Below are 26,346 nucleotides of genomic sequence, written 5' to 3'. Positions count from 1 at the left end.
ACCGTCCTAAAGCTTTAGGCGGTCTCTTTGTTGCATTGTATATAGAGGCTTATTCTTCCTCGCTCGATAGCACATCGGCCATCTCCAGTTCCTCGTCCATTTCATTGGTCGCAGGTACGGAGTTTTTCAACTGGGTAAATTTCTCCAAACGGTCCATTTCATCCTCTTCCCCAGAGAAATAGGGGAATACGTCCATAATAGGGGATTCTGAGATAGCGGGAATGGTGTAATCGCCCATAGTATCCTTCATTACCGTAACGGTATTGTCATAGGCTTCCTTTACATCGTTGGCCTGTACCAAGAGATACATGTTGGTTTTGCGTTCCTTACCGCTTTCCTCGTCAAAGGCTACCAAAGACACCTTGGATTTAAACCAACGGTCTGAATTCTCGAAAGGGTGTATTTCGGCATAATTGGCCACTTTGATATTCGTGATCTTGATTTCTTCGCTATCGCTCAAATAGGCCGACATTTCCTCGGTTATCCTACTTTCTGCTTCGGTATACGAAATGGCATCCACTAAAAACGGTTCCGTTTTTATCTTTAGCATGCCTGAAGCTTCATCTATTTTTTTGTATTTAATCTTGCATTCGTACCAGGTTGCACTCATATCTTTTTGTTTTAAAGAGGCCAAATATAGGGTTTAGCATCGGCCCGAAAAGTCAAAAAATCGAATAGATATCCACAATTTTACATCTGATTTTGTATGTTTCGGAGCGTGAGACGGTTAAGGGATTTTAAGTGGGAAGCAACTCTTTTTCTGACCGCCGTGCTTTGCCCACAAAACAAAAAGCCCCGTTGAAATAGTGGTATTTCAACGAGGCCCTTGTATTCTAATGCGGTAAAATCAAGATTGCGCAAGGCTATTCTTTTTTTCCACCGCCTTTAAATTTATAGGTAATCCCAAAATTAAGTCCGAATGAAGAATAGGGTACTTTTTGCGACAACTCTTTTGAAGTATCGGTATTGGTGTTCGATAGATTATCTACATAGGTCGTTTTACGGTTATAGCCCTCGGGCAAGTTGTCCAATGTATACAGTCCTTCTACCGCTACGGTACCATCGGGAAGTACAACGTTCGTATTGAATTCCGCAATTTCAGAATCCTTTCGCTTCAAACTGATTCCGTAATACTCCGCTTCCAGAAAAATGCTGAAATTAGAGCCAAGGTCATGCTTATAACCAAGGGCACCGACAAAGCCTAAAGGGAATTTTCCGTGAAAATCTTCTTTATAGTTGGTTTCGGAATAAGAACCCTCCGGTACACCTAGGGCACTGGCTTCATCATTGTTAAAAACCGATTTTTGATACACCACGCCTTCGGTCTTCCCCCCTAATTTCAACAAAGCCCCAAAACGCCCATAAACGTTATTGGTGAATTTGTATACTACCGACGCCGATGCACCAAAGGCACGGGCCCTGGCAACCGCATCTACTTGCAAATTGGACACATCGACAACGGATATGTCTTGGTCGCTTCCTTGCAAGTAACCAATACCGAGATCCACACCAAAGGAATCGTCAAAGAAGTAAGTTCCCCTTATTTGAACGTTGGCACCTTCACCGTAACTCCCGTACGAGTTTTCCGTTTCCGACATACTCACCCGTTCCCCCAGTTTCATTGTGGCACTACCGATAGCATACCCAGAGCTTAAGGAGACCTCCATTTGTCCAAAAGATAAGGCGCTAGTTAAAACAGCTGTACATACTGTAATCAAATGTTTCATACGAAATGATTTAAGTTTTTAAATAGAATTATAAAACCCCGACTTACAGAAGCTATATTTTGGAATCTCCCTTTACCGCTTATGGGAATTACCCCTTCCCGACACGGTAAAACATTCCATAGTCATGCAGAGCACAGGTTAAACTGTACTACAAAGATTCTTTTTTAAAAGAAATTTCTTGCTATGGGGTACGGGTTTTAACACCTACACCTCTTTATTGCTAACGATTTCGTAGAAAATGGTAATGAAACGTCAGTTTAATGGAAAATAGGAGGGGAATCTTCAATGGAAATCACCCAATATCTACTAGGCCTAGCCACGCCTTGTAGACAGAAGCCCGATGAACAGTAGGGTATAAATAAGCAGGAGTAACAAGTACCACGTGTTGAAAACCAAGTCTAGGTAATCGATCTGTCCTTTTGCAAAGCTTAAAATCATCAAGACTTGTGCACCGTAAGGTAGGAAGCCTTGTGAGATACAGGCAAAAATATCTAAGATGGAAGCGGTCTTTTTCTTGTCCAAACCGTATTCATCCGTAATCGATTTGGCAATGGGCCCGGCTATGATAATGGATACGGTATTATTGGCTATCGCCGTATTGATCGTACCCACTAGGGCCGCCATACCCAGTTGGGCCGTTTTCTGGTTTTTGATCCGCCGTTTTATATGGACCAATAGAAAATCGATTCCCCCGTTTTTTTGGACCAAGGCCGCCAAGCCTCCCGTGAGCAAAGACAATAGAAAAATTTCCGTCATGTTCGTAAATCCGGTGTAGGCGATTTTTGTCGATTCCATAAGGGTAAAATCCCCATAAACTACCCCTAGAAATCCGGCTGCAATTGCCCCAAAAAGCAGGGTCACAAAAACATTGACGCCCGCAATGGAAAGGACAATGACCAAAACATAGGGCAGTATCTTAACCACCGAATAGCTGTAGGCTGCCGTTTCGGTTTCTACGGACCCCAAATCCCAGCCTTGAAAGAGTAAAATGCCGATAGTGAACAAGGCCGCGGGCACGGCGATTTTAATGTTCTGTTTAAACTTATCGCCCATCTTACAGCCCAAGGATTGTGTAGCGGCAATGGTCGTATCCGAAATCACCGATAAATTGTCGCCGAACATACTCCCCCCTAACAAGGCGCCGCACAAAAGGGCCAGATCGGCACTGCTTTCCTCGGCAAAACCCACCACGATAGGGGCGAGGGCAACGATGGAACCGACCGAAGTACCGGTGGAGATCGAGAGAAACCCGGCAATGATAAAAATCCCCACATAGATATACGGAAGGGCTATAAAATCCAATCCCAAGTTTACGATCACCTCTACACTACCGGTTTGCTCAGTAAGGGCGGCAAAAGCCCCGGCCAGTAAATAGATCAGGCACATGGTCAGTATTTTTTCATCGCCACAGCCTTTTAACAAGGTGCCTATTTTTGATTTTATCGATGGGCCGAACATAAGAAACGCCACGATAATGCCCGCAATAACGGCTATCGGGGCCGGTAAGGCATAGAAATCGTTTTGGTAGATGCCAACGCCCAAAAACGTAAGAACGAAGACCAACAAGGGGATCAAAGCCGAAAATTGGGGGGTAAGCTTATTCGAATGTGCCATTTCTCTTTATTCTTTTCAAAAAGGAAACAGCTTTAGATAAGCAGAAGTATGGGGTAACATTGGTTCCAACTAATTGGCTTATCTCTTTAGCACCTTGCTCGTTAATGCAGGTTGCTATCTCCGTTCTTGAGATTCTTGATAATTAATTTAAGCCGGCAAAAGTAGGTCATAAAAACTGTTGCCCCCCTAAAAAAAAGTTAATTTCCAGAGCTTGGGTTCGGTTTTTATAAAACCTCTGACCACGACCACAAATACCTAAACCATTCCTAAAGCCTAGACAACCAATTATTTACAAACTTTTCCCCATATGCGATGGATAGCACTTCGATAGTCCTAGCTCATTCGACCATACTATAGTCGTATCATTAACGTTATGCTATTTCTCAATTACAGCCTTGGGAACCCAACCTTTTATCTCTTTACATTATGAGAAAATTAGCGATTTTAACAGCAAGCGTTCCCTTTTTTAACACACCCACTGCTTACCGATATAGACCGTAATTCCGAGTTTATTCCTGACGAATTTAAGGGCAGCGCCATAAAAGGCGTGCTTCGTAAAACGCCTATGCCACTAAAAGCCTTGATCTATTATAAAAACAAGAAAATCAATTTTAAACAACAAAAAATGAAATTACTCCCCCTTATTGCCTCGTGCCTATTCCTAAATTCGATTTTTGCACAAGAAGAGTATGTGCTTATCGACAAAACCTATGATACGGCGTCGGATGAATTGCTTCAAAAGGCAAAGGACAACAATTTTGACAACAACGGACTCTATTTTATAAATGGCTATTTGAACGTCAGTAAAGATGACAAGTCAACCTTTATGGATGCCTCCGGAAACATCTTAGATCAGCTATACGATTTTAAGACCGATATGTCCTCGTCCAAAATATTCTTTATAGGCCAACCCGTGACCGGTACAAATGATATCGGTAAAAAAGAAGAACAAAGGTATATCAACATTAAGTCCTTTAATGCCATGGGTGAGCCCGTTCAAACAGAGATAGGAGCCACGGGCGATTACTACTTTTCCTCGAACATGGCCCGTGTCTACGATCACTACCTAAGTACCGATACGGACTATTTTACCGTTCACTATGATAAGCCCGATGCCAGCAAAAGTGGCGGATACGCCTTACAAGAAGGTTTAATAAACGGAAAGGGTGATATTGTACTCAAAGCGAAATACAAGAGCGTAAGGCAAATAGCAAACGATTATTTTCTTCTTAAAAAGGAAGATGGAAGTACATCAATAATGAACGTGAAGGATATGACTACCTTGCCCGCAAAAATCGGTCGTATTTTCCCCTATAACGAAGTACCCAATGTACAACAGGTAAACACCTTTGTCTCTTTTAACGATAAGATCATTGCTACCGATGCCGATACCGACACATGGGGAGTTTACGATATGGCAAACAAAAAATGGAGTATCCCCGCAACATACGAAGCGCTAAAACCATTCAACACTTTCAGGCAATTGGGAGAACACACGAAACACATCTTGTTTACCGATACCTTCTTTGTTAAGAAAGAAGGAAAATGGGGTGCCGTAGATTCCAATAACACCACCGTTATTCCCCTTAAATATTCCAAAATAGATTACAATGGCGCCAGCTTTATCGTATATGACGAAAATGGCCATATGAACCTTTTTGATATAGCCGCACAAACAGAACTTTTCGACCATTTCTATGATCAAATAAACTTTGATAACGACCATCCTGAATTGGCCGTATTGGTTTCCAACGGGTCGGTCGGAATATATGATTATACCCACAAATCATTTATTGTAGATCCATCGGAAGGATACAAAACCTATAACAGCGTCAATAGAAACCAAAACCATTTATTAAAGCGCAAAGATGCCGAGGGCAAAGACGATATGGCGCTATTCTCTATAAAGCATAAAAAAGTGATCGCCTCCGGTTTTAGGGATTATTACGTATTACACGAGACTAAATTCGGAAAGATTCGTCATGTCGATGGCACCAGTTCTATCATAGATATGGAAGGAAAAACAATTATACCTCCAGGAAAATATATGGGCAAGGCCGGATACCAAAAGGGAATCCTGTTTTTCTATGACAGCTATGGAAAGCGCAAAAAACCCGTTCATTGTTATAAGCCTAGCGGAGAAAAGATCGATACCGCCCTCTGCCAAGAAACCTTGAGCCCAGAGAAGAAAAAGAAGAAAAAGAAAAAATAAAAGCCTTCTATGGATTGTTCCTAGAAAAGCAAGTCTGTTCAAAAAACCTATATCAAAATCTTAGCGCGGCCTTTCTTTCGTTTTAAGGAAGGCTGCAATTTCAAATGCGAAGGCACACGAAATCATTGGATTTGACGTTAAGCCCTCTTAAACCCCGTACTATGTATTATAATTCTTTCAAGTTATTCTTTTCCGTAAGCCTGTTTCTTTCACTTTTAGCCTGCTCTGAAAACGACTCGCCAACAGATGAACCGACTACCGATCCCGAGCTCGAAGTTGCCAATGTTCAATCTTATTCCCAAGACTTTGGTTATAACGGCGACATCGTAGAGATCACCGGAAGCAATTTTGTTGAAAACAGCAGTGATGTTGAAGTTCTTTTTGATGGTGTAGCTTCAGAAATCGTATCCACCAGTAAAACCTCCATTCAGGTCAAATTGCCTTTGGTCGAAAATGGCATTCCCAAGTTAGAGATCAATATGAAAGATCGCAAGGTGGTTTCAGAAGTAGCCAATGCCTATGAAGGGAATATTGGCGTACTGGCCAAAGTGCCCGGAGAATGGGCCCTGACCAAATTAGAAGGAGCTTTGCCAAATGCAACCATATGGACCTCACAATTGGTTTCTCCCGACAGATTATATTACGGACTCATAAGTGGTTCTAACAACAACACAAGAACCACATGGCGAAGTCTAGATGGGGGACTCACATTTAAACGCTGGGCCTACCAAGGTTTTTCCAATGTCTTTCAAGCGACCTCTACCGATGAAGGCTGGGCCGAAAGCCTACGTCTTTTAAAAATACCCGCTGGTGGAAGTGTCAATGAAAAGGAAGAGGTTCTCTTTACCACTACCGACAAATCAAACAGCAATATAGCGGCAATAAGCGTGAGCGACGACCTACAGACCGGAATGTTTATAACGGGCTCGAAAACAGTATATAAAACTACCGATGGGGAAAACTTTGATGTGGTCTATGATCCCGATTATGAGTACCTGACCATCCGTACCGGTTTTCGTTTAGACGATGAGCATTTCTGGGCCGGTGGCGGCAATACTACGTACGGACTAAAACCTTCATTGTTGTTTACCCACGATGGTGGTACCACATGGAACGACCTCGAACTTACTTTCGATGAAGACGGAAAAACCACCGTACGTAAAATTCAATTTATCGATTCTAAAAATGGATTTATGTTAACCTATTACGATATCTATTCCCCCTTCCGTTTGCGAAAAACAACCGATGGCGGATTTACATGGGATACCGTAGAGACTTTACTGCCCAACACGAACTTCGTGTTTTTAGACACTAAAATTGGATGGTCGTTTTCAGGAAATACGATTTATAAGACCACTGACGGTGGACTTACCTGGAATGAAGACCTAAAAGCCGGAAGCCGTGTTGACCGAATAGATATCAAAGACAACGTGGTCGTTGCCAAAATCGAAAACGGCATCTTACGCTATTTTCTGTAATGGGGTAAAATCAGAACCCCATCCTGTTCTAAGATAACTTCAAACAAAAACACCAAAGGCACATTATTGTGCCTTTTTTCGTTGGTCGAAAATACAGATAGATCAAGCATTCTCCCTGCTTTACACTAGTCCATCCCTTAAGACCGAATTCCCTTGAGCTCCCTATAGGAGCTATCAGCGAAAAGTCCTTAGATATCCTTCCATGTATTTTCTAAGATACTCTCGTACAGATATCTCAAGTACGAACGCTTCTCAATTTTCTAAGACCTTATTCCCAAACAAGAAATAACTTTTATATTTGTAGGCTTTATATTACATATGAATTTTATCCCATAACCTTATTGTAAAAATTCACTACTAGTTTTTATCCCAAATCTACACTCTATGAACACTTATGTACCTTATTCAAATTTTTTAAAAGCACTTTGCCTTTTACTCGCCCTCTTTGCTCAAACAAGCTACTCCTTTAACTCGCCTGAAACGGCCTCTAAAGTGATACACTGCAATACGGTCGACTGCATTCTCAATGCGATGACAAATGCATCGCCCGGAGATGAAATTGTCATTGCCGCAGGTACGTATACCGCCTTAGACAAACTCGATTTAAGTAGCGATGGAAAGGCCGCAAGGTTTTCATCCGATCGCAACGGTACGGCTTTGCAGCCTATAATCATTAGGGGGGCAAGTGCCAGCAATAGGCCGGTGCTCAAAGGACCTAACGGTATTTACGATGGCTATGTCATGCGCATTTTGGGCGACCATTGGATTATCAAGGATTTGGAACTTGAAGAGGGTTCCAAGGGATTGGTCCTCGATCACTCAAGCAATAGTAGGATCGAAAACGTTTCGGTACACGATATCGGCGAAGAAGGTATTCACCTGAGGGACGGCTCGAGCAATAATTTGGTCACCGGCTGTCAAGTCTATAATACCGGACTTAACAAACCGGGCTTCGGGGAAGGTCTTTATGTCGGTTCGGACAAGAGCCAACATAAAACCGAGGACCAACCCAATAAGCCCTATAGTCCCGATTGTAATAACAATACCATAGAATTCTGTACCGTAGGTCCGAATGTAGCGGCAGAAGGGGTAGACGTAAAAGAAGGCACAAAAAACACCATCATTCGAAACAACACCTTTTCTGCGGAAGGAATAGCAGGGGAGGACAGTAATAGTGCCGATGCCTTTATCGATTTAAAAGGCGCTTATGCCTTTGTATATAACAACACCTTCAACCTAGACGGCTCCGAGCTTATCAATGCCTGTATTGATTTTCTAGATCGAGGTACCGGCTACAACACAGGTTTTAGAAACGCCGTTTTTAATAATACTTTTAATTTGGGAAGTAGGGGCAACAGTATCAATACCGTTAGAAAGAAACAAGGCGCCCCTTCGGAAATCCACGTATGGAATAATACCCGAAACCCCAACACGGATGATTTTCCCGTTTCGGATGGCACCTTAGCGTTTGTAACCCAATCTTGTCCGAGCTGGAATATTGTTCCCTGTTCCGATGATGGGGGCCATACCTCTCCTTCCGTAAGCATTACTTCTCCCAACAATAATGCCCAGGCAAATGCGGGAAGCGATCTACAGATCAGCGCGTCGGCAAATGACCCCGATGGCTCCATTAGCAAAGTGGAGTTTTACAACGGTAGCCTTAAACTAGGGGAAGACCCTTCCTTTCCCTACAACTACACCATAAACCAAATAGCCGTGGGAACTTATGATCTTACGGCCGTGGCGATCGATAACGAGAACAATAGCACAAGATCGTCAACGGTACGGCTCGTGGTGATTGACGGTGATACCGACGGTCTTGCCGACTGCGCTTTTGGAACCCCTAGTCCCAATGTCCTGCCCCAATACGATGGTATAACCTTTAACAAGGTCTATGTTTTAGGCTCGGGCGGCCCCGACGCCTCGAACATTAAAAAGCTTAAGATCAAATGGATACCCAGTGCCAACGGGCTCTATGCTTTTTCAATGAATACCCATAACGGGCAGCCATCCTCTTACATCGACCTTAGGGACAAGAGCAAGGCAAGCTTTAACAGCGAGCGACCCGAGCTTAGCATTTCAGGCTCGGGATTTCCCGGACTCGACGGGGAATATTGGGTAGCCGATGACCAGGGCAATTTTGTAATGGTCTCAAAATCCGGAAGCTATACCATATACTGTAGTAATGAAGAACAAGCCCCAAGTTGTGGTGCGGCAAATCAGGTTCAGGTCAGTAAGACCGTAAATGCAGACCCTAGCATAAAACTCTATCCCAACCCCGTTACCCATGGGGAATTGACGCTTGCCAATCTAAACTCCGACCAAACGGTAATATCGCTAATGGACCTCCAAGGTACTATCCTGAAAAAGGAAGAGGCGAGCATCGAGGGAAGCACGTTTAAATTTAATGTTGGCGGTATTGATCAAGGGATCTATTTCTTACGTGTAGAGAATGGCTCGACCGTAAGAACCATGCCCTTCAGTGTTAAATAGGCCCAAATCTTAAAATAATAATGACATTCTTATGAAAAGAAAATTATCAATAGTATCACTATGTTTTGTTTTTGTGCTATTCACGGTGACAAAAACAAAAGCCCAAACAGCAGATGTATATCATTTCAATTTTGACGAACTGCCCACCGGGCCATATGACAAAAACCAAATGAAGGATGCCTTAGGGGTTTCGTTTTGCAAAGGCGCAGATGAAGGTCGTGTTTCCATAGAAAGTTTTCCCGACCAGGGAAAAACGCTAAAGGTCAAATACCCTAAAGGACAGGTAAAGACCGGTGAAAGCGGTATCCATACCAAGGTCTACTTCAACGACGGACAGTTTCACGATGAACTGTATATGAGTTACAAGGTCTATTTTCCGTCGGATTTTGAATTTAGGGCCGGGGGGAAGTTACCGGGACTATCATATCAAACCAAAGACAGGAATATGTCCCTACGACTGATGTGGCGTAAAAACGGACTCGTTGAAACCTATGTGCACTACAATACAAAACCGACGCGACCTGACTACAAGGCTTCCATTAACTGGAGCCTAACAGACCCTATAGAGGAACCTAATGGAGGGCCACAAGCCGATCAGGTCAGGTTTACGAAGGGCGCTTGGCAGCATATAGAAATGTATTACAAATTAAACACGCCCGGAAAGCAAGATGGTATTATGCGAGGCTGGTTAAACGGACAGTTAGCTTTAGAGATAACCAATGTTGAAGATTTCCGACAAGTAGGGGAAGGCGATATAGGCTTAAACTCCTTTTATTTGTCTTCTTTCTTTGGGGGCTCTGATGAAAGCTTTCAGCCCACAAAGGATGTCTACGCCTATTTTGACGATTTTAAAGTATCAAGCCAACGAATAGGCACCCCATCCGGAACAGGAAACCACCAACAGGTCGGTACCTCGGCGAACGAAGCACAACTAAGCCTTCAAAACCCTAGTGATAGCCGTGATACCGAGGTTAAAGTATATCCGAATCCGGTGCTAGACGACATTTTGTACCTCGAAGGAATTGATGCTGGCACCAAGAACATTTCCATATACAGTATGATGGGATATCGCGTTAAAAGTTGGGTGCCGGATACCAGTACAAAAACACCGAGCATTGACCTAGGCCAACTCGATACGGGAACATACATCATGGTCATTGAATCGAACAAGAGGAAGATTACCAAGATGATTTATAAAGTTTGACCTTATAAAGTGTTGGCTACAATGCCTTTTCATAAGGAAATAGACCTCTGTAAAAAAAGAAGGGCCGGAAGTGAATTCCAGCCCTTTTTTTTTAAAGTTTTCGAAGGTTCAAAACGCCAAAGCCCCCGATTACCAAGGTAATCAGCAGGGTAGGAAGCATTAGGTAGGTCCAATCCACTTCCCGTTCCAAGGTGTAAAACTTCACCTGATAATTCTTCCAGTCGACCTGATCCGCGGGTTTATTCCCAAAGATTTTGGGGTAAAAATCCAAGCGTAAATCTTCGTGAAATTCCGTAAGCTTTTTTAAGAAGCCCAAATGGCTAACCATATCCGTTCCTGCCAAAGTATTAAAACTTAACTGGGCATGCATGGTGGGTACGAACAGGGCCACTTTCTCGCTCACAGTGTTTCGGAGCATCACCTTTTCCGTCATTTCCTTGCTAGTTTCCCCTGCGGCCATATCGCCCATATGCTGCATGCCATAATACCAAAGCCACGAAAATTCATCTTCGGGAACGGGGTATTTCTTAAACTGCGGATAGGCTTCAAAAAAACCGTCCATAGTAGCGCTTTTTTCCAAATCCCATTTTTCATGATATCCATCCCGCTGTTCCACCATGGCATCCAATGCTTCCGGCACCTGATATTTATTGATGACATAGTTGTTGACCACCGCGGGAAACAAAATGGTAAGCACCACCCAAATGGAAACCAAGGCCAGGGCGTTGAAGCTAGAGTTTTTTAAAAGGGAAACCATCCAAAAACACAACGCACTCCAAAATAACAAATACAAGGTACTTTGTAGAAATAGGGCCCAAAAATATTGGTCCATTGGTATTTGTAAGATAGCGCTTGCCATAAACATAAGAAGTATTAAAATAGCAAAAACAAAGAGCACCCTTACAAAGAGCTTTTTAAATAGAAAACTCGCTTTCCCGGAAGTTTGTGCCGCTAAAATACGCCATGTCCCCAATTCTTTTTCTTCCGAATACAAATTGAAGGTCATAGCGATCAAAACCAAGGGGAAGAGGTAAATAATAACAAATCCCAGATCCAGGTTACCCGACATCAATAAAGACGGGTTTTCAAAATCGGTGTCGTATTTCTGCCCTTCCAAAGCACGAATGGTTACCGCCTGTAAAAGTGGGTTTACATCGCTCTGCCCAATGGAAATGGCGTTTATATTCTCGGGTTTCTTCACCAAGGTAAACCGCAAGTAATACAAGAGTAATCCAAGGTCATCACTATGGTAAGCTACATTTTTCGCAATACTTTCTTCTTGAAATTTTTGGGCGGCAACAATACTTTTTTCTTGTTTTACCAAGTACTGCTTGCCTATTAAAATGCCAATGAGCCCTACGGTCATCAACAAAACCAGACTTACCAAGAATATTTTCGTTCGAAAGAATGATTTAAACAATAAACTATACATCTAGATGGCTTTTAAGTTAGTGGATAATCTCAACAGTCCGAAAATGGCCAAGACACCCCACAATAGTAGCGCCATCAAGGAAATCAATTCATTATTGAACACTTCGGGAATACTTAAGAAATCGTATTCGAAAGGGGGGAAACTTTTCCAATAATCGCTGGAAATGGTATCAGGCCCTGCTTTACCTTTATTAGGAATTAGATCCATCTGCAAACGGTTCATCTCTTGGGCCAATTTGTATCGATATGCTTCCGCTTGCCCTTTAAAATGAAGAAAGGATTGAAAATCGGTTCCCGAAAAGGCCATGGACAAGTTTTTTATAGCGGTGTACGGGTTTACGAAAGCGGAATATCGTTCTACGTTGTTCTGTTTTCCGTACACCCGATACAGTTGTCTTTGATGCTTTTGATATACTGCAGCACTCAAAGCCTCACCCTTGGCCATTACAAAACCGCCATAGTTAAAGGGAAGATCCGCTACATCGTCTACCTTATTGGCCAAGAGCACAGAATCTTTTAAGGCCTTAAAATGTGGGTCGTCAGGATTATGACTATCCCCTAGTTCTATTAAATCCTGTTCTACGGCCGTTTCCATTTCTATTTTAGAAGGAGTGGGGTAGAGGTAGTAGCCCATGGCCTGTAAAGATTTGGGAACAATGATCACAAAAAGCAACCAAATGCCCAAGAGTTTTACCAATGCCCCCTTGGCCGTCTTGCTAAAGGCGGAAACCAAAATGGTAATAGCGCACAATATGGCAAAAAACAACGAATAGGAAATTAAGAGCACGAGATACCGGTACAAACTATTGCCCGAAAGACCATCGTGCGATTCCAATACGACGAAAAACAACAATACCAGAAAAACAGCCATGAGAAAAATCATGGACAAACTCCAAAGGCCCAACCATTTGCCAAAGACAATTTCCTTTCTGCGAATACCTTGGCCGATCAGTAATTTTAAGGTGCCGTTTTCGCGTTCTTGGGCTATGGTATGAAAACCCAAATAAAAAATCAAAAGCGGTACGATTACTTTTAACAACATGGCCAAGCTGACTTCTCCAAACCGTAACAAACCCGTAGACATACTAGCCTCTGAAAAGTTTACGGTGTTTTGCTTATGGGCCTCCAAGAAAACAGCATTGCCCACAAAATTCTCCATGCCTAGGTCGAAAACACTAAGTATATGTTTGACCCTAAAGGCAAAAGAACCGTAATGGGCCATTCTGTGCGGATGCTTGTCGGGATTGTTTTCCCAGCTCTCTTGAACCTCGTGTTGCATCGATCCGCGTGTATCGTTTTGGTCGTGATAATTTTCCCCACCGCTATAGGCCGAAAAAAATAACAGAATCCCTATTAAAACCGATGCTATCAACATCACTTTTGACCTAAAGGCATTTTTCCATAATTGGCCTGCCAATAAATAGATTACATTTTTTCTCATACTTAAAATTTATAAGTTGCCGACAAAGTGAAATTACGGGGAGCCCCGGGAAACAACCTTAAGTAGGTTTGCGCCCCCAGCCAATAGGTCTTATCAAGAATATTTCCTGCATTCAAGGCGATCTGTAGGTTGCTGGCCGCAGGAGTGTAGTAAATGGCCGCATCAAAAATGGTAAAGCCCGGAACTTCAAAAGCCCTAGTAAACCAAGGTATTTTACTGCCTTGGGACTGTAGGCCAAAACCGACGCCCCAATCATTAAAAAAACTACCTTGATCAAAGTTGTAACGCGTCCATAGGTTGGCACTGTTTCTTGGTGTATTTTCTTTTCGTTCACCAATTAACGCCGCATTGGCATCACTAACAATTTCAGCATCTATATAGCTGTATGAAGCATTTATCTGCCAATTGGGCAAAAGATATCCCGCAATATCCATTTCAAATCCCCGGCTACGGTCCGCACCACGTTGGGTAAGTAAATCCGGGTTTTCAGGATCGTTGGCGCTCATTAAAATATTCTTTTGGTTGATTTCATACACCGCCATATTTACCTTTATCCGCTTTTTGAATAAATCTGCCTTTATCCCAAATTCGGTCAGGTCGGAAAGTAATGGGTCGAATTGGGAAGCGGATTCATCCGCCCAAAAGAACTGCCCCGTACTGGGCAGTAGGGTAACTGTATTGGATTGCGGCTGAAACCCCTCCAAATAGGTCCCGTAAACATTCACATTATCGTTTACTTCGTATGTCAGTCCTATTCTCGGAATCACTTTATTATTGGTAAAAGACAGTTCCTTATTCGTATTGTAATTGGTAATATCTTCGAACCACTCGTTCCGTAAGCCAAGAATCAGGCTGATTCTTTTCCATTTTAGCTGCTCTTGAATATAAACGGCGTTGCTGGTAGTCAGCGCAGGAGGAATGGCAAAGCGGGAATTGAACGTGTAATCCTCGGTGATTTTGATAGCATAATCGGGATTTTCCAAGTTAAAATGGGCTACGTTAGGTTTTGGCAAGGTCAGTCCGTTATAGGTAATGGTTTGGTAGGCTTCGGCATTGCCTACATCAAAAGAATTGGTAATCGTACCGTCTTTCAGGAGGTAGCCCCTTGCGGAATTTTGTCCCCCTCCCACTTGTTTTTTCCAGTAATGTAAATCGTATCCCACTAACAATTTGTGCGATAAATCCCCTGTCTTAAAGTCAAAATTGAAATAAGCGTTCAGGTTATCTACCATCCAATCTTGTTTTCGCTGTACAAAGCGCATGGCGGCCAAACTAGGAATGGTATTATTGTCGATATCTACGGCAAAGGTTGAAATCGTACGGTGTTCCTCCAAATCTTCCTTCCACGTCTGTTTCATATAGGAAGTATTGAAACTAATGGCTTCGGAGAATTTATGGGATAGATTTCCGGTAAGGATCAATTCTTTCGAATTGAAAAAATCATTGGTAGCCCCAAGGTTGAGGCCAATAGGGGTACTGGTCAAGGAAGTAACACCATCAATAGCACCAAAAATAGGTTGTCCACGATCTAAAAAGCCGTTCATATCATTGTAGATCATCTCTACGTTAATGGCGGTCTTATCATTGGGCAAATAGCTAAAAGAAGGTGAAATTAAAATAGACTTGTTCTTTATCAAGTCCCTGTAAGAACCGGCCTCTTCATAAGCCGCATTAAAGCGGTAGAGTAATGTCTTGTCTTCATTTAACGGTCCTGTAAAATCTAAGGCTCCACGAAGGGTACTAAAACTGCTTACGGCAAAAGACACCTCTTTTTTGTTTTCTTTCAATGGTTTTTTAGTTACCATATTTATACTTCCGCCGGGGTCTACACTGGCAAAACTGGCACTTGCGGGCCCTTTTATGACCTCTACCTTTTCAATATTTGAAGTTAATGGTTGTAAAAAATAGAACTGCCGAGTCCGGAGTCCGTTAATGATCTGCCCTTCTTCATTCTGACTAATCCCCCTAATATTGTATTGGTTGTAAATACTGGAAGGGGTTACCCCGCTCACTACTTTAACGGCGTCAGCTAGTTTAAAAGCCTGCCTATCGGCAATAAGCTCTTTGGTTACCGAAGAAATAGCCTGGGGCAAATCCTTGTTCAGAATAGCAATTTTAGTTGCGGAAAAGGAATAGTCGCTAGTGTAATCGGTTCTCGCCCTACCAACAACTTCGACCGATTGCAGGCGTTCTACTTTCTCTTGCAGTTTTAGCACGCCTAAATCATAGTCTTTTATCTGATCGAGGGATTTCTGAAACGTGATGGATTCCATACCAATATAACTTACCGTAAATTGATAGTTGCCGGTTTCCTCTAGTTCTAAAGTAAAATTCCCTTCTTCTTCGGTGATAACACCATCCTTGTTGGCCGCGGTGCTATTGGAATATAAAATGGAGGCCCCGTAAACGGGTATCCCCTGGCTATCAACAACTTTGCCCTTTACGGAGATTTGGGCAAATGTTGTGTTACACAGTAAGAGTGTTAGTATAATTTTTATATAGTGGTTCATCTATTCTAAATTGTTTCTAGGTAAAGTTGTTTTAATTCGTTCGCGTCGATTTCACTGGCCTTTAGTTGCTGGGCCAAGACCCCTTCTTTCATAATGCCAATGGTGTTACCCAATTCGACGGCATTAAAAATATCGTGGGTCGCCATAAAGATGACCTTGCCCATAGCGGCAAGTTCCTTACAGATTTTGGTGAATTCCGCAGTGGCTTTGGGGTCTAGGCCCGAAGTGGGTTCGTCCATAAAAATGACCTCTGCATTTTTGGCCAGTGCAATGGCAATACCCACTTTTTGCCGCATTCCTTTGGAGTAAGACGATAGCCGTTTATGCTGTGCATCTTCTTGCAATCCCGTTTTGGACAAAAAGGCTTCCAATTCGGCCGTGGTATACTCAAAACCGGCCAAACGACTAAAGAAATCCAGGTTTTCTACCCCGCTGAGGTTACCGTACAACTGTACCGTTTCGGGGATATAGGCCGTGAGTTGGTTGGTGTCGTCCTTGCCGACCTCCTTATCGGCCACAAAGGCCTTGCCACCATCCTTTTTAATAAAGCCCAAAAAGATATTGATGGTCGTGGTCTTCCCTGCGCCATTTTGACCTAAGAGACAGAATATTTCTCCTTTGGAAACTTCAAAAGAAACGTCTTTTAAAGCCATTTTTTCGTTGTAGGATTTGGTAATGTTCAATGCTTTTAACATAAGTAATATGAATTAAAAATTGATGCTGAAATTTATCGCACGTGCGTATTCTACCGTAATCGATACAGAGAACAGACATTGTTACAATAGTTGAAGAACCACCCTAGAATAGGGGGGAGTCCCTATTTTTAAATTCCTATTATGAGCTTATGTACCATCTTCCTTTGCAAATGACGTATTGCAAAAAACGGAAACGATATAGCAACAGGACATAAGTATCCTATAAACCTAATAGTGTTAAAATAAGGACGACTAGAATCGTGGAGGAGGCCTGGTAAAGCGATTACTGGCTAAGAGCCTGTCTTTAAAAACAAGGTCTGGTGCCTTGTTCGTAAGTTTCTTTTCAAACAGATAGAATTCCGTCTGCGGTAAAACGGGAGGTTCAGCTTCTATAAGAGGCGTAAAATTGACCGCTGAGGTGATATGACACACCTCACAATGTTGGGCATCGGAATCATCAATATGATGGGTAAGCGCATGCAAGCCCGCTACCTTGAACAGAAGAATCAAGGCCACATAAAATAGGGCAATAATGTGCTTAATGTTTTTCATTGCAAGCCGCAAAAATAAATAATATTATAGACTATGAAGAAGATATGGGAAAAACATATAGACTTTTACATAAACGAAAGGAATGCCTCGACTACTTATTTCTACGGAGAAGCGGGCCACGTCAAGGCCCATTACACAGACAAATTACCATACAGCCCGTAATATCGAAGCTTACCTTCTTTGAAGCCCATTCCCTAAGACAATAGTTTTATCTTTTAAATAAAAAAGAATATTCTTACAAAACAACGTTAACCTTTCTTCTTTCCTCCCATAAAACCTCTAAATAATGTTTAACTAAATCATATGTTATGGGAATTGGAATCAGATTAAGCGAATTACGATGTGAGGAAGAAAGTACTTCCGGATTTTCAAAAAGGAGGAGAAGGCTAAGAAGAAAGCGTCACTCAGACGAGATTCAATTACTAATTGCGGTGATAGATAATGCTTCCGGAGAATTAATCGACACCTTTAATTACGTAAGGGGCGAAGTTGATAGTGGAGATGTATTCCGTCCCGATGAGTTGTTTTTAAGTACCACGGAAAGTAGTTCCTCTGAGGTAAAACTCCGAATCATGCTTTTAGAAATAGATGGAGTCCGTCAATTGAAAAAAATCACGGATAAAAATTACAAGACGTGGGAAAGCAATCAATCCATTGCTTTTCATAGTGAAGGTAACCAAGACAACACTGCGATTGGCTTAGGTTTCGTATCTCCTTTTTTGATTGCGGCCTTTAGGCATATCGCCGATGCCGATCTTTTGGCCTACGATGAGGTTATTGTAAATCGAGAGCAAATCTCGGGGGCTAGACCTATTAACAATATAAGCGAGGAGGCGTCCCCATTTGCAAGGGTCTTTTCGGAAGGCGGAACCACTATATCGGCCTCAGGCGAGACCGTTCCTGTAACCGGCGTCCGTAGAGTCCCTATCAAATTGACCCGTCGTGTTGACTTCAGTAGACCTGCAGCAAACCGTTTATTGGCTTCGATGACCTATAATTCAGAAGAAGCCCTAAGTAGATACAACATTAGGGTAACTTTTTCCATCTAACCTAAACTATAAGTATATTAGTAACGTAGAGCCCCATGAGGGGCTCTACGTTTATCCCAAAATGAGCAGTCTATAAAAAAACTATGTTGACTTACCCAACAGTTTTATCCCACTTTAAAAAGTTCCTATTTACTAAACACAAAAAAGCATCCCTAATAAAAACCCTCGGTCTTGCCTATCTTTGTACTTTATAGTACGGCTCAATGTGTAAAGTACCCGTTTTGATCCTTCTTTCATCGGTCTCATTTTTTTTCTTCCTTACCTAGCAATTTAAGATCTCCGTAGAAAAAAATATCCTCTTAAAAGCAAACAAGGGCGGATTGAGAGACCAAGTTGCTATCCTTTTTTGCGATCTTTTTTCATTAAAGGTTAATGATTGGCACGATGGGAAATCCTAATTATGGCCTAAAGCAAATCCTTCTCCTCCAAGGTTTCTTGTAGTCGGTGGTGGTTTTCCCAAAACCGGTCCTCGATTTTTTGTGTCACGGACTCAAATTCAGGGTGTTTTTGCAAAGGCTCCATGGCCGGATCCAATTTCATGAACAAGAGAATCCAATACTGAAAATGGTTCTTTGTGGCAAATTCCTTTAATTGTGCTATGGCCAGATCCAATTTTCCCTCATTGGCGTACTTTACCGCCATACTGGCCGGTTTATATATGGATTGGTCGCGTTCGCAATAATCCGCATACGACGCGAACAAGCGGTCGGCCTCCTTGGAAAATCCCATCTTTTCGTATACCAAGGCAAGTTTGATATCTTCTTGGGGATAGACCTCCAAGCCCTTCGTCCTTCTAATTTCATCAAATTGTCTGTAATAGTGGTAGGCACTGTCGTATTCCCTTTTAAAGTAATGCAATTTGGCGGTTTCCTGTAAGATATCAAGACGGGTAGTATCTTTTTGCAATTCCCTTTTTATCCGGGTCAAGGTCTGTTGCAAATCCTTATCCCTCGCATACAGAATATAGGCCTTTACGTAGGGCGCGTAGTAATTCTGTGGATCAAGTTCAAGGGACTTGTCAATATAGCCCAGGGCTTCATCCACAAAACCCGATTGGACAAAGGCATTGCCCAAATTTAAATAGATATAACTCTTGGCTATGGAGTCATTGGCGGCAATATCCAATTGTACCCCCTTTAAGGCATACTCCAGGTACTTTCCGGTATCCGGGATGAAATTGGAATACAAAAGTGCCAGCATTTGTACGACCGATGAAGAATTCGGGTTGTATTCCAAGGCTTTTTGAAGGTGGGGCACAGCCAAACGATAATCGCCGGTATGTTGATAGTAAAGGGCTTTGGCCATAAGGCTCTCGGCAAGCTTAGGGTCGTAGAGTAGGGCCTTATCGGCATAATTGTTAATTTGTTCCGTGTATTTTTTCTCCTTTTTGAACAGGTCCAAATAATAATAGGCAATGGCCAGATCGGCATAGACCAAGGCAAATTCGGCATCCTCTTCCAGGGCTTTTTCGAATAATGGAATAGCTTCTTGCAAGCCTTCTTCCGTTCTCGACAAAAATGGCCCTTGTGCCTTGAGGTAGTAATCATAGGCCAATAGGTTATCGGTAGGTTTTTTGTCTATTTGCTCCAATTCGGAAGGAGTCACATTGGCCTCAACGGCATGGGCTATCTTCTTCGCCACTTCGTTTTGCAGGGCAAAGATATCCAATACCTCGTGGCTAAATTGCTGTCCCCAGATACGCGAATCGGTAGCGGCATCTATCAACTGTATGTTCAACAGCACCTGATCGCCCACTTTCTGTCCACTTCCCTCCACAATATAATTGACACCCAGATCGGTCGCAATTTCCTGTATGTTCTTGTCGGAGTTCCTGTATTTTTCTACAGAAGTACGGCTGATGACCCTTAAATCCTCAATTTTTTGAAGGTTGCCCAAAGCCGCTTCCATCAAACCGTTTACAAAATAGAGGTTGGTGGCGTCGTTGCTTTCATTTTTAAAGGGAAGTACCGCAATGGATTTTTCAATATCGGCTTTCTCGGGAGCCTTTGAAGTAGGGGAGAAGGGCTTCCAAATAAAAAAACCTATTAGCAACAACAAAAACACCACCGCCAAGGGCCATTGGTAGCGTTTTGGAAAAGGAAGGGTTTCTACTGTGGCTTCCTTGGGAACAATGGGCTTAGTTTCTTCCATCTCCTTCTCAACTTGTTTTCCCGTTTCGCCGGGCGGATACCCATAATGTTCCCTAAAACATTTAATAAAATAGGAGGTGCTACCAAAACCTACCTGGTGGGAAACCTCCGAAACCGTAAGATCGGAATCCTTTAAAAGCTCCATGGCCTGTTTTAGGCGAACCTGTCGAATAAACTGACTCGCCGAAAGCTGGGTCTGCTTTTTGCATTTCCGCAAAAGGTTGGAGCGGCTCATGTGCATGGCCCCTGCCAATTCCGATACCCCAAAATGCTCATCGCTTAAATGGGCTAGGATCAAGGCTTCGGCCTGGTCGGTAAACGGACTTCCTTTTGACGGGTTCGGCATGGTGTTTTTTTGGTGGCTGCCCACTGGTTTTAACAAATATAAACGAATACTCCCCAAGATAAAAATAGGGGAGTTGCGTCATAATTTATATGCCTGCACCATAATTTTTATCATCTCCGCAAGGCTTATATAGATTGCCCCATAGGTGATTAGTGCTGCGTCAACCTTCGGGGGACCTTTGAAATATCAAATTAATAGTCAAAACACAAAAAAGTAAAACCATGAGAAAACAAGAAAACCGTCCCGCAAAACAAATGAGCTATGTACTCCTTATTATTGCCCTATGCTTTACCGCCTGTGGACAACAAAAGCAGAAGACCGACAATCAAGTAAGCGCACCCGAGATTCCCCTAACACAAGCGGTGGTAACCGGTAACCTCGAAGCCGTTAAACAGCATATTGAAGCCGGCACCGACCTTAACGAAAAAGATGCCCTAAGTGGTGCTACTCCTCTAATGTCGGCCATAACTTTTGATAAGTCCGAGATTGCCGCGGCCCTTATCGATGCCGGTGCCGATCTGGAAGTAAAAAACAACGACGGTTCCACCGCCCTTCATGTAGCCGCATTTTTCGGCAGGGTAGAACTAGTACAATTACTTATAGATGCCAAGGCCGACAAAACGGTAAAGAACAACTATGGGGCCACCGCCCGGGAAACGGTCTCCGGACCTTTTGAGGACATGAAGCCCATCTATGAAATGATGCAACAGCAATTGGGGCCTATTGGATTGGATTTAAACTTGGCCGAGGTTGAAAAGGCTCGTCCCGTTATCGCCATAATGCTACAATAAGAAATAACAATTCAAAAAACGACAGTCATGAAAACAGTTCGACGTTACGATATAGACTGGCTACGGGTCATTGCCATAGCCTTGCTATTGATCTACCATATCGCCATCGTTTTTCAGCCTTGGGCCATGTTCGTTGGCTTCGTGCGCAGCGAAAATGCACTTGAGGGATTGTGGATTCCCATGACCATGCTAAATGTATGGCGCATTCCGATTCTATTTTTTGTATCGGGAATGGGACTCTTTTTCGCCATGCGGAAGCGCAACTGGAAACAACTGATCGGGGAACGTAGCCAGCGCATCCTTGTGCCTTTCCTGTTCGGCATCATCGCCATTTCGCCCCTGCACATGTATCTTTTTCAAGCGTTCTACAAGCAGCCGTTGACTTACTACCCCCATACGGGCCACCTGTGGTTTTTGGGCAATATTTTTGCGTATGTCCTTATTTTTCTACCTGTTTTTCTTGTATTGAAACATCATGGGGCAAGACTTAAAAAACTATTGGAAAAGTTGATGGGTACCGCGGTCGGACCTTTGACCGTCTCCCTTTTCTTTGTGTTGGAGGCGATTTGGGTAAAGCCGCAGATCTACTCCCTCTATGCCGAAACCTGGCACGGTTTCTTTTTAGGGGCTCTGGCCTTCTTTTTCGGATACCTGTTCGTTTATATCGGAGGTCCGTTCTGGACTACGCTTAAAAAATGGAAATGGGCCTATTTGGCCATCGCGACCGCACTCTATGCCCTACGCTATATCGAATATGCTATGGAAGCCCCCGGCTATTTAATGGCCTTGGAATCGAGCTGTTGGATATTTGGTATTTTCGGACTCGCGTTCCAATACCTTAACAAGCCCAGCCGACTGTTGGCCTATTTGAGCAAGGCGGCCTACCCGGTATATATCATCCATATGTTCGTGCTGTATTTGGGGGCTTGGCTGATACTGCCCTTGGATATACATCCCTTTTTACAGTTCATAGCCATTACCGTATTTACCTTTATAACCTGTTTTATCCTATACGAGTTTTTGATCCGGAGAATTGCGGTTTTACGCCCCTTGTTCGGGCTACGCTTGGAAAAACGGGCAAAGGAAAAACCATTGCAAGGGCATCCTACGGCCAAGGAAGCCATTTAAAAAGTCTATTAACATCCGGCCCCGAAGAATACTGGGGCTGGATTTTTTACCGCCGAATGGGAGCCCCGATTACATCCGTCCCTCTTTCCTATCTTTGTCCTTCCATAGTACGGTACCATGCATAAGGTGTCCGCTTTTATACTCCTAGCCACTGATGGTACTAGGGTGAAGCATTCCTAATTTGTGCTACCTTTGTAGGTATTCGTATGTCGAATAGCGTCACGCTAAACAAGTATCGGGGTAAACCGGCCCATTCAATGTGAACACAATCTTGAAAAATGAGGGGTAAACCCATAACATTGTCGCTAAAAATCACCTATTGACGAGGCCAAAATGATCAGTTGCGGTTCGGCCATCGACAAGATCGTATAGGAAACCCCGGAAGAAGCCCATGAAGAGATCAATCGCCTGACCCAAGAGGGACTCTACTTTATAGGTTTTGATGAGGGCCATGTAGGCTACCTCTTAAAACAGGAAGGGGAGCTGTTCCTGATCCATTCCAATTATCTGGCCCCGGTATCGGTCTGTATGGAGCCCCTTAAAGAATCGCGGGTATTTAAAAAATTCGATACGTTTTACTTGGTTGCCATTTCGCATAACGAAGGCCTTTTGCAACGTTGGCTGAACGATGAGACGGTACTGTAGCCTGGGCATGCAGCCATTCACGATGTTTTCCTATAGCTCCAAACGGCCAATCCGTTCATGATTAAGGCATAGAGCAGGGTTTTTGATAATTGGGGAAGAATATCCATAAATCCCGAGCCCTTCAGCATCACCATTCGCATAACTTCCACAAAGTATTTGATGGGATTGAACTCCGTAAGCACCTGGGCCCATTTCGGCATGCTTTCAATGGGCGTAAACAATCCGCTCATCAAAATAAAGATCACCGTAAAAAACCAAGCGATAAACATGGCCTGTTGTTGGGTATCCGTATAGTTTGAAATGAACAGTCCGATCCCCAGCACCACCAAAATATAGATGGAGGTATAGAGGTACATAAGGGGCAAACTTCCTAGAATGGGCACATCAAAAATAAGTTTGGCGATGATCAACCCAATGGTCAACAAGCCCATGCCTATCACCCAAAAGGGAAAGAGCTTACCAATGATAAACTGTCTTTTTTTGATCGGGGTCACATTGATTTGCTCCAATGTACCGATTTCCTTTTCCCGTACAATGTTCATTCCCGAGAGAAAGAGCGTAATCATGGTGACCAGTAAGACCAATATGCCCGGTACCATAAAGGTTTTATAGTTCAAGGTCTCGTTGTACCAGAACAAGGGGATCGTTTCAATGGCCATGGCCTGTACCTGTTGGTCCGTAATTTGTTGTAAATCGACCCTTAGCCCTTGATTGAAACCTTGGATGATCTGGGTAACATATACGTTCTCGACACCGGCCGCAGCGCCGTCGATGGCATTGATGGTTACCCCTAGGCTTTGGTGTTTGTCCTTTTGTAGATCGCGTTCAAAATAGGGGGGGATGTTTAGCACAACATCGACCTCTCCCCTTAACATGGCCGCACTGGCCTGGACCTCCGAAGGAAAATCGGTCAACACCTCAAAATAGGACGAGGCATCGAACTTTTCGACCAAGGCCCTGGATGTAGCACTGTGGTCGCCATCGATATAGCCGAATTTGATGTGTTGGACTTCAAATGTGGCCGCATTCGATAAAATAATGAGCTGGAGGAGGGGCAAGACAAAAATGATGGGAAGCATCCCCTTGTTCCTAAAGATTTGCTTGAACTCTTTTTGTATGATGTATAGGATGGTCTTCATTACGCTAGCCTGATTTTATATTTCCTTACGCTCAGGGCAATGAAGAAGACGGTCATGCCCAATAAGATCAAGGTTTCCTTCCATATAAACTCCAGGCCGACCCCTTTGAGCATAATGCCCTTAATGATGATGATAAACCATTTGGCGGGAATGATATTACTGATCAGTTGAAGCGGTACGGGCATACTGGAAATGGGAAAGATAAAGCCCGATAACAGTATTACCGGAAGCATGAGTCCCATTAAGGAAATCATCATGGCCGTTTGCTGCGTGGCCGAAACCGTAGAGATCAAAATTCCCAAGGCCAAGGCCGATACGATAAACAAGATACTCTCCAATGCCAATAAAAACAGGCTTCCCTGTACCGGCATTTTAAAAATAAAAATACTCAATACCACGATTACGACCGCATTGATTATCGATAGGAAAATATAGGGAAACACCTTGCCCACAATCACCTGAATAGGTTTTAAAGGGGAGACCAAGAGGATTTCCATAGTTCCCATTTCCTTTTCCCTAGTGATGGAAATGGACGTCATCATCGCGGAAACCAGCATCAAAATAATGGTCATTACCCCGGGCACGAACATGTAGACGCTTTTTAATTCCGGATTATAGACCATTCGCGATTCGGGCACGATTTGATAGGCGACCACCAGATTCTCGTTCAAGGATTTTTGGTATTTCTGAAGAATGGCGTTCACAAAATTGGCAATGGTGTTAGCCGTATTGGGGTCGGTGGCGTCGGTTATGATCTGTATCGTGGCCTTGTGGTCTTTGACCAGGTTCTTGCTAAAGTCCTTTTCAAAATTCAAGATGGCCTTTACCTTGCCCTGTTTAAAAATGCCTTCAATATCCGACTCCTTTTCAATAAACTGTTTGATACTGAAGTATTTTGAAGCGGATATTTTATGGATGATCTCTTCCGTAACGGCATCTTTGGAAGAATCCAAAATGGCAATATCCACATTGTTGATCTCATTGGTAATGGCAAAACCGAACAGTAAGATCTGGGCAATGGGCATCCCGAAAAGGATGAACAGGGAGCGCCTATCCCTAAAAATATGGTAGAATTCCTTTTTTATAAAGCCTATGAACCGTTTCATTTTCTTTGTTTCCTTCAGATGATATTAGATATATATATTTTTATCCCGCTGATTGGCGCTGATAGCTGCAGATGGTTTGTAATTGTGTTCTGCGAAACTCTGCGGTATCTGTAAGAATTTTTATTGTTTTACCCCGCTGATAGTCGCTGATGTAATACCATCTATAATCCGTTTACTTTTCTAAAAATTCCTTTTGTGATGTCGTCTACGTTAAAATTTACTAAGAGACCTAATTTCAATTCTGAAATTTTTAAATATGTTAAAATTTGTTTATGATGTACATTTAATAAAGTTTCAACAGATTTGATTTCAATGATTACTTTATTGTTCACCAACAAATCCAATCTAAACCCAATTTCTAATTCGATACCATCATAATAGACAGGTAGTGGTACTTGTCTTTTTACTGATAATCCTTGTTTTTTTAACTCATGCATCAAAGCGGATTCGTATACAGATTCCAATAACCCAGGACCTAATTCATTATAGACTTTGAAAATGGCCCCTCGAATGATATAGGATATCTCATTTTCTGTTTTTTCTTTCATAATTCTATTGTATCATATATTTCATTTTTTATCCTGCTGATTGGCGCTGATAGTTGCAGATGGTTTGTTAATTATTTTCTGCGAAAC

General features: G+C 42.8%; 19 protein-coding genes and 1 riboswitch. Of the genes, 7 read left to right on the top strand and 12 right to left on the bottom strand.

The features are described 5' to 3' along the window. Positions 1 to 49: 49 nt before the first annotated feature. The 3 genes from BW980_RS11350 to BW980_RS11340 form a co-directional block, all read right to left on the bottom strand. On the bottom strand, positions 50 to 610 hold the full coding sequence (locus BW980_RS11350; protein WP_076455583.1) for a DUF4494 domain-containing protein: 561 nt from the start codon (positions 608 to 610) through the stop codon (positions 50 to 52). 253 nt (positions 611 to 863) lie between these two features. Continuing rightward, positions 864 to 1,727, bottom strand: a complete 864-nt coding sequence (locus tag BW980_RS11345; RefSeq protein WP_076455325.1) for an outer membrane beta-barrel protein — start codon at positions 1,725 to 1,727, stop codon at positions 864 to 866. Positions 1,728 to 2,039: 312 nt separating this feature from the next. After that, positions 2,040 to 3,341, bottom strand: coding sequence for a Na+/H+ antiporter NhaC family protein (locus tag BW980_RS11340; RefSeq protein ID WP_076455324.1), 1,302 nt, complete (start codon positions 3,339 to 3,341; stop codon positions 2,040 to 2,042). Between the two features lie 49 nt (positions 3,342 to 3,390). After that, positions 3,391 to 3,488, bottom strand: a riboswitch (SAM-I-IV-variant riboswitch). A 478-nt stretch (positions 3,489 to 3,966) separates the two neighbouring features. Between BW980_RS11340 and BW980_RS11335 the strand changes: the two genes are divergently transcribed. The 4 genes from BW980_RS11335 to BW980_RS11320 all read left to right on the top strand — a co-directional run bounded on the left by BW980_RS11335 (position 3,967) and on the right by BW980_RS11320 (position 10,728). Next, positions 3,967 to 5,553: a WG repeat-containing protein gene (locus BW980_RS11335; RefSeq protein ID WP_175609881.1), complete on the top strand. Its 1,587-nt coding sequence runs from the start codon at positions 3,967 to 3,969 to the stop codon at positions 5,551 to 5,553. A gap of 161 nt (positions 5,554 to 5,714) precedes the next feature. Then, complete coding sequence (locus tag BW980_RS11330; protein WP_076455322.1) at positions 5,715 to 7,031, top strand: IPT/TIG domain-containing protein; 1,317 nt, start codon at positions 5,715 to 5,717, stop codon at positions 7,029 to 7,031. 384 nt (positions 7,032 to 7,415) lie between these two features. Further along, positions 7,416 to 9,524, top strand: a complete 2,109-nt coding sequence (locus BW980_RS11325; protein ID WP_076455321.1) for an Ig-like domain-containing protein — start codon at positions 7,416 to 7,418, stop codon at positions 9,522 to 9,524. Positions 9,525 to 9,555: 31 nt separating this feature from the next. Further along, positions 9,556 to 10,728, top strand: coding sequence for a polysaccharide lyase (locus tag BW980_RS11320; protein ID WP_083690456.1), 1,173 nt, complete (start codon positions 9,556 to 9,558; stop codon positions 10,726 to 10,728). A 91-nt stretch (positions 10,729 to 10,819) separates the two neighbouring features. Here BW980_RS11320 and BW980_RS11315 read toward each other — a convergent pair whose 3' ends face one another. From BW980_RS11315 to BW980_RS11295, 5 genes are all read right to left on the bottom strand, one after another. Beyond that, entirely contained in the window at positions 10,820 to 12,160 is a 1,341-nt protein-coding gene (locus BW980_RS11315) for a DUF3526 domain-containing protein (protein ID WP_076455319.1), read from the bottom strand. Then, on the bottom strand, positions 12,161 to 13,600 hold the full coding sequence (locus BW980_RS11310; protein WP_076455318.1) for an ABC transporter permease: 1,440 nt from the start codon (positions 13,598 to 13,600) through the stop codon (positions 12,161 to 12,163). It abuts the gene before it with no gap. Positions 13,601 to 13,602: 2 nt separating this feature from the next. After that, a complete protein-coding gene (locus tag BW980_RS11305; RefSeq protein WP_076455317.1) occupies positions 13,603 to 16,110 on the bottom strand; it encodes a TonB-dependent receptor in 2,508 nt (835 codons plus the stop codon). 5 nt (positions 16,111 to 16,115) lie between these two features. After that, positions 16,116 to 16,805 carry an ABC transporter ATP-binding protein gene (locus BW980_RS11300; protein ID WP_076455316.1) on the bottom strand — a complete coding sequence of 230 codons (690 nt, stop codon included), beginning with the start codon at positions 16,803 to 16,805 and terminating at the stop codon, positions 16,116 to 16,118. Positions 16,806 to 17,057: 252 nt separating this feature from the next. Further along, positions 17,058 to 17,357 carry a hypothetical protein gene (locus BW980_RS11295; protein WP_076455315.1) on the bottom strand — a complete coding sequence of 100 codons (300 nt, stop codon included), beginning with the start codon at positions 17,355 to 17,357 and terminating at the stop codon, positions 17,058 to 17,060. A gap of 308 nt (positions 17,358 to 17,665) precedes the next feature. Here BW980_RS11295 and BW980_RS11290 point away from each other — a divergent pair, with 308 nt between their 5' ends. Continuing rightward, complete coding sequence (locus tag BW980_RS11290) at positions 17,666 to 18,406, top strand: hypothetical protein (RefSeq protein WP_076455314.1); 741 nt, start codon at positions 17,666 to 17,668, stop codon at positions 18,404 to 18,406. A 405-nt stretch (positions 18,407 to 18,811) separates the two neighbouring features. On the opposite strand, the gene BW980_RS11285 is transcribed toward BW980_RS11290, so the two are convergent. Next, complete coding sequence (locus BW980_RS11285; protein ID WP_076455313.1) at positions 18,812 to 20,902, bottom strand: helix-turn-helix domain-containing protein; 2,091 nt, start codon at positions 20,900 to 20,902, stop codon at positions 18,812 to 18,814. A gap of 221 nt (positions 20,903 to 21,123) precedes the next feature. Between BW980_RS11285 and BW980_RS11280 the strand changes: the two genes are divergently transcribed. Next, positions 21,124 to 21,693 (top strand): ankyrin repeat domain-containing protein, encoded by a 570-nt coding sequence (locus tag BW980_RS11280; protein WP_076455312.1) that lies wholly within the window; start codon positions 21,124 to 21,126, stop codon positions 21,691 to 21,693. Between the two features lie 27 nt (positions 21,694 to 21,720). Further along, a complete protein-coding gene (locus tag BW980_RS11275; protein ID WP_076455311.1) occupies positions 21,721 to 22,821 on the top strand; it encodes an acyltransferase family protein in 1,101 nt (366 codons plus the stop codon). A gap of 662 nt (positions 22,822 to 23,483) precedes the next feature. Here the strand turns inward: BW980_RS11275 and BW980_RS11270 are convergent. From BW980_RS11270 to BW980_RS11260, 3 genes are all read right to left on the bottom strand, one after another. Beyond that, positions 23,484 to 24,605, bottom strand: a complete 1,122-nt coding sequence (locus BW980_RS11270) for an ABC transporter permease (RefSeq protein ID WP_076455310.1) — start codon at positions 24,603 to 24,605, stop codon at positions 23,484 to 23,486. Next, a complete protein-coding gene (locus tag BW980_RS11265; RefSeq protein ID WP_076455309.1) occupies positions 24,605 to 25,711 on the bottom strand; it encodes an ABC transporter permease in 1,107 nt (368 codons plus the stop codon). The genes BW980_RS11270 and BW980_RS11265 overlap by 1 nt, the downstream gene beginning before the upstream one ends. A gap of 161 nt (positions 25,712 to 25,872) precedes the next feature. After that, positions 25,873 to 26,259, bottom strand: a complete 387-nt coding sequence (locus tag BW980_RS11260) for a GxxExxY protein (protein ID WP_076455308.1) — start codon at positions 26,257 to 26,259, stop codon at positions 25,873 to 25,875. Between the last annotated feature and the right edge of the window lie 87 nt (positions 26,260 to 26,346).

Origin of the sequence: Zobellia uliginosa (assembly GCF_900156625.1) — a bacterium.
GTDB lineage: Bacteria > Bacteroidota > Bacteroidia > Flavobacteriales > Flavobacteriaceae > Zobellia > Zobellia uliginosa.
This window is presented reverse-complemented; position numbering and strand designations above follow the sequence as displayed.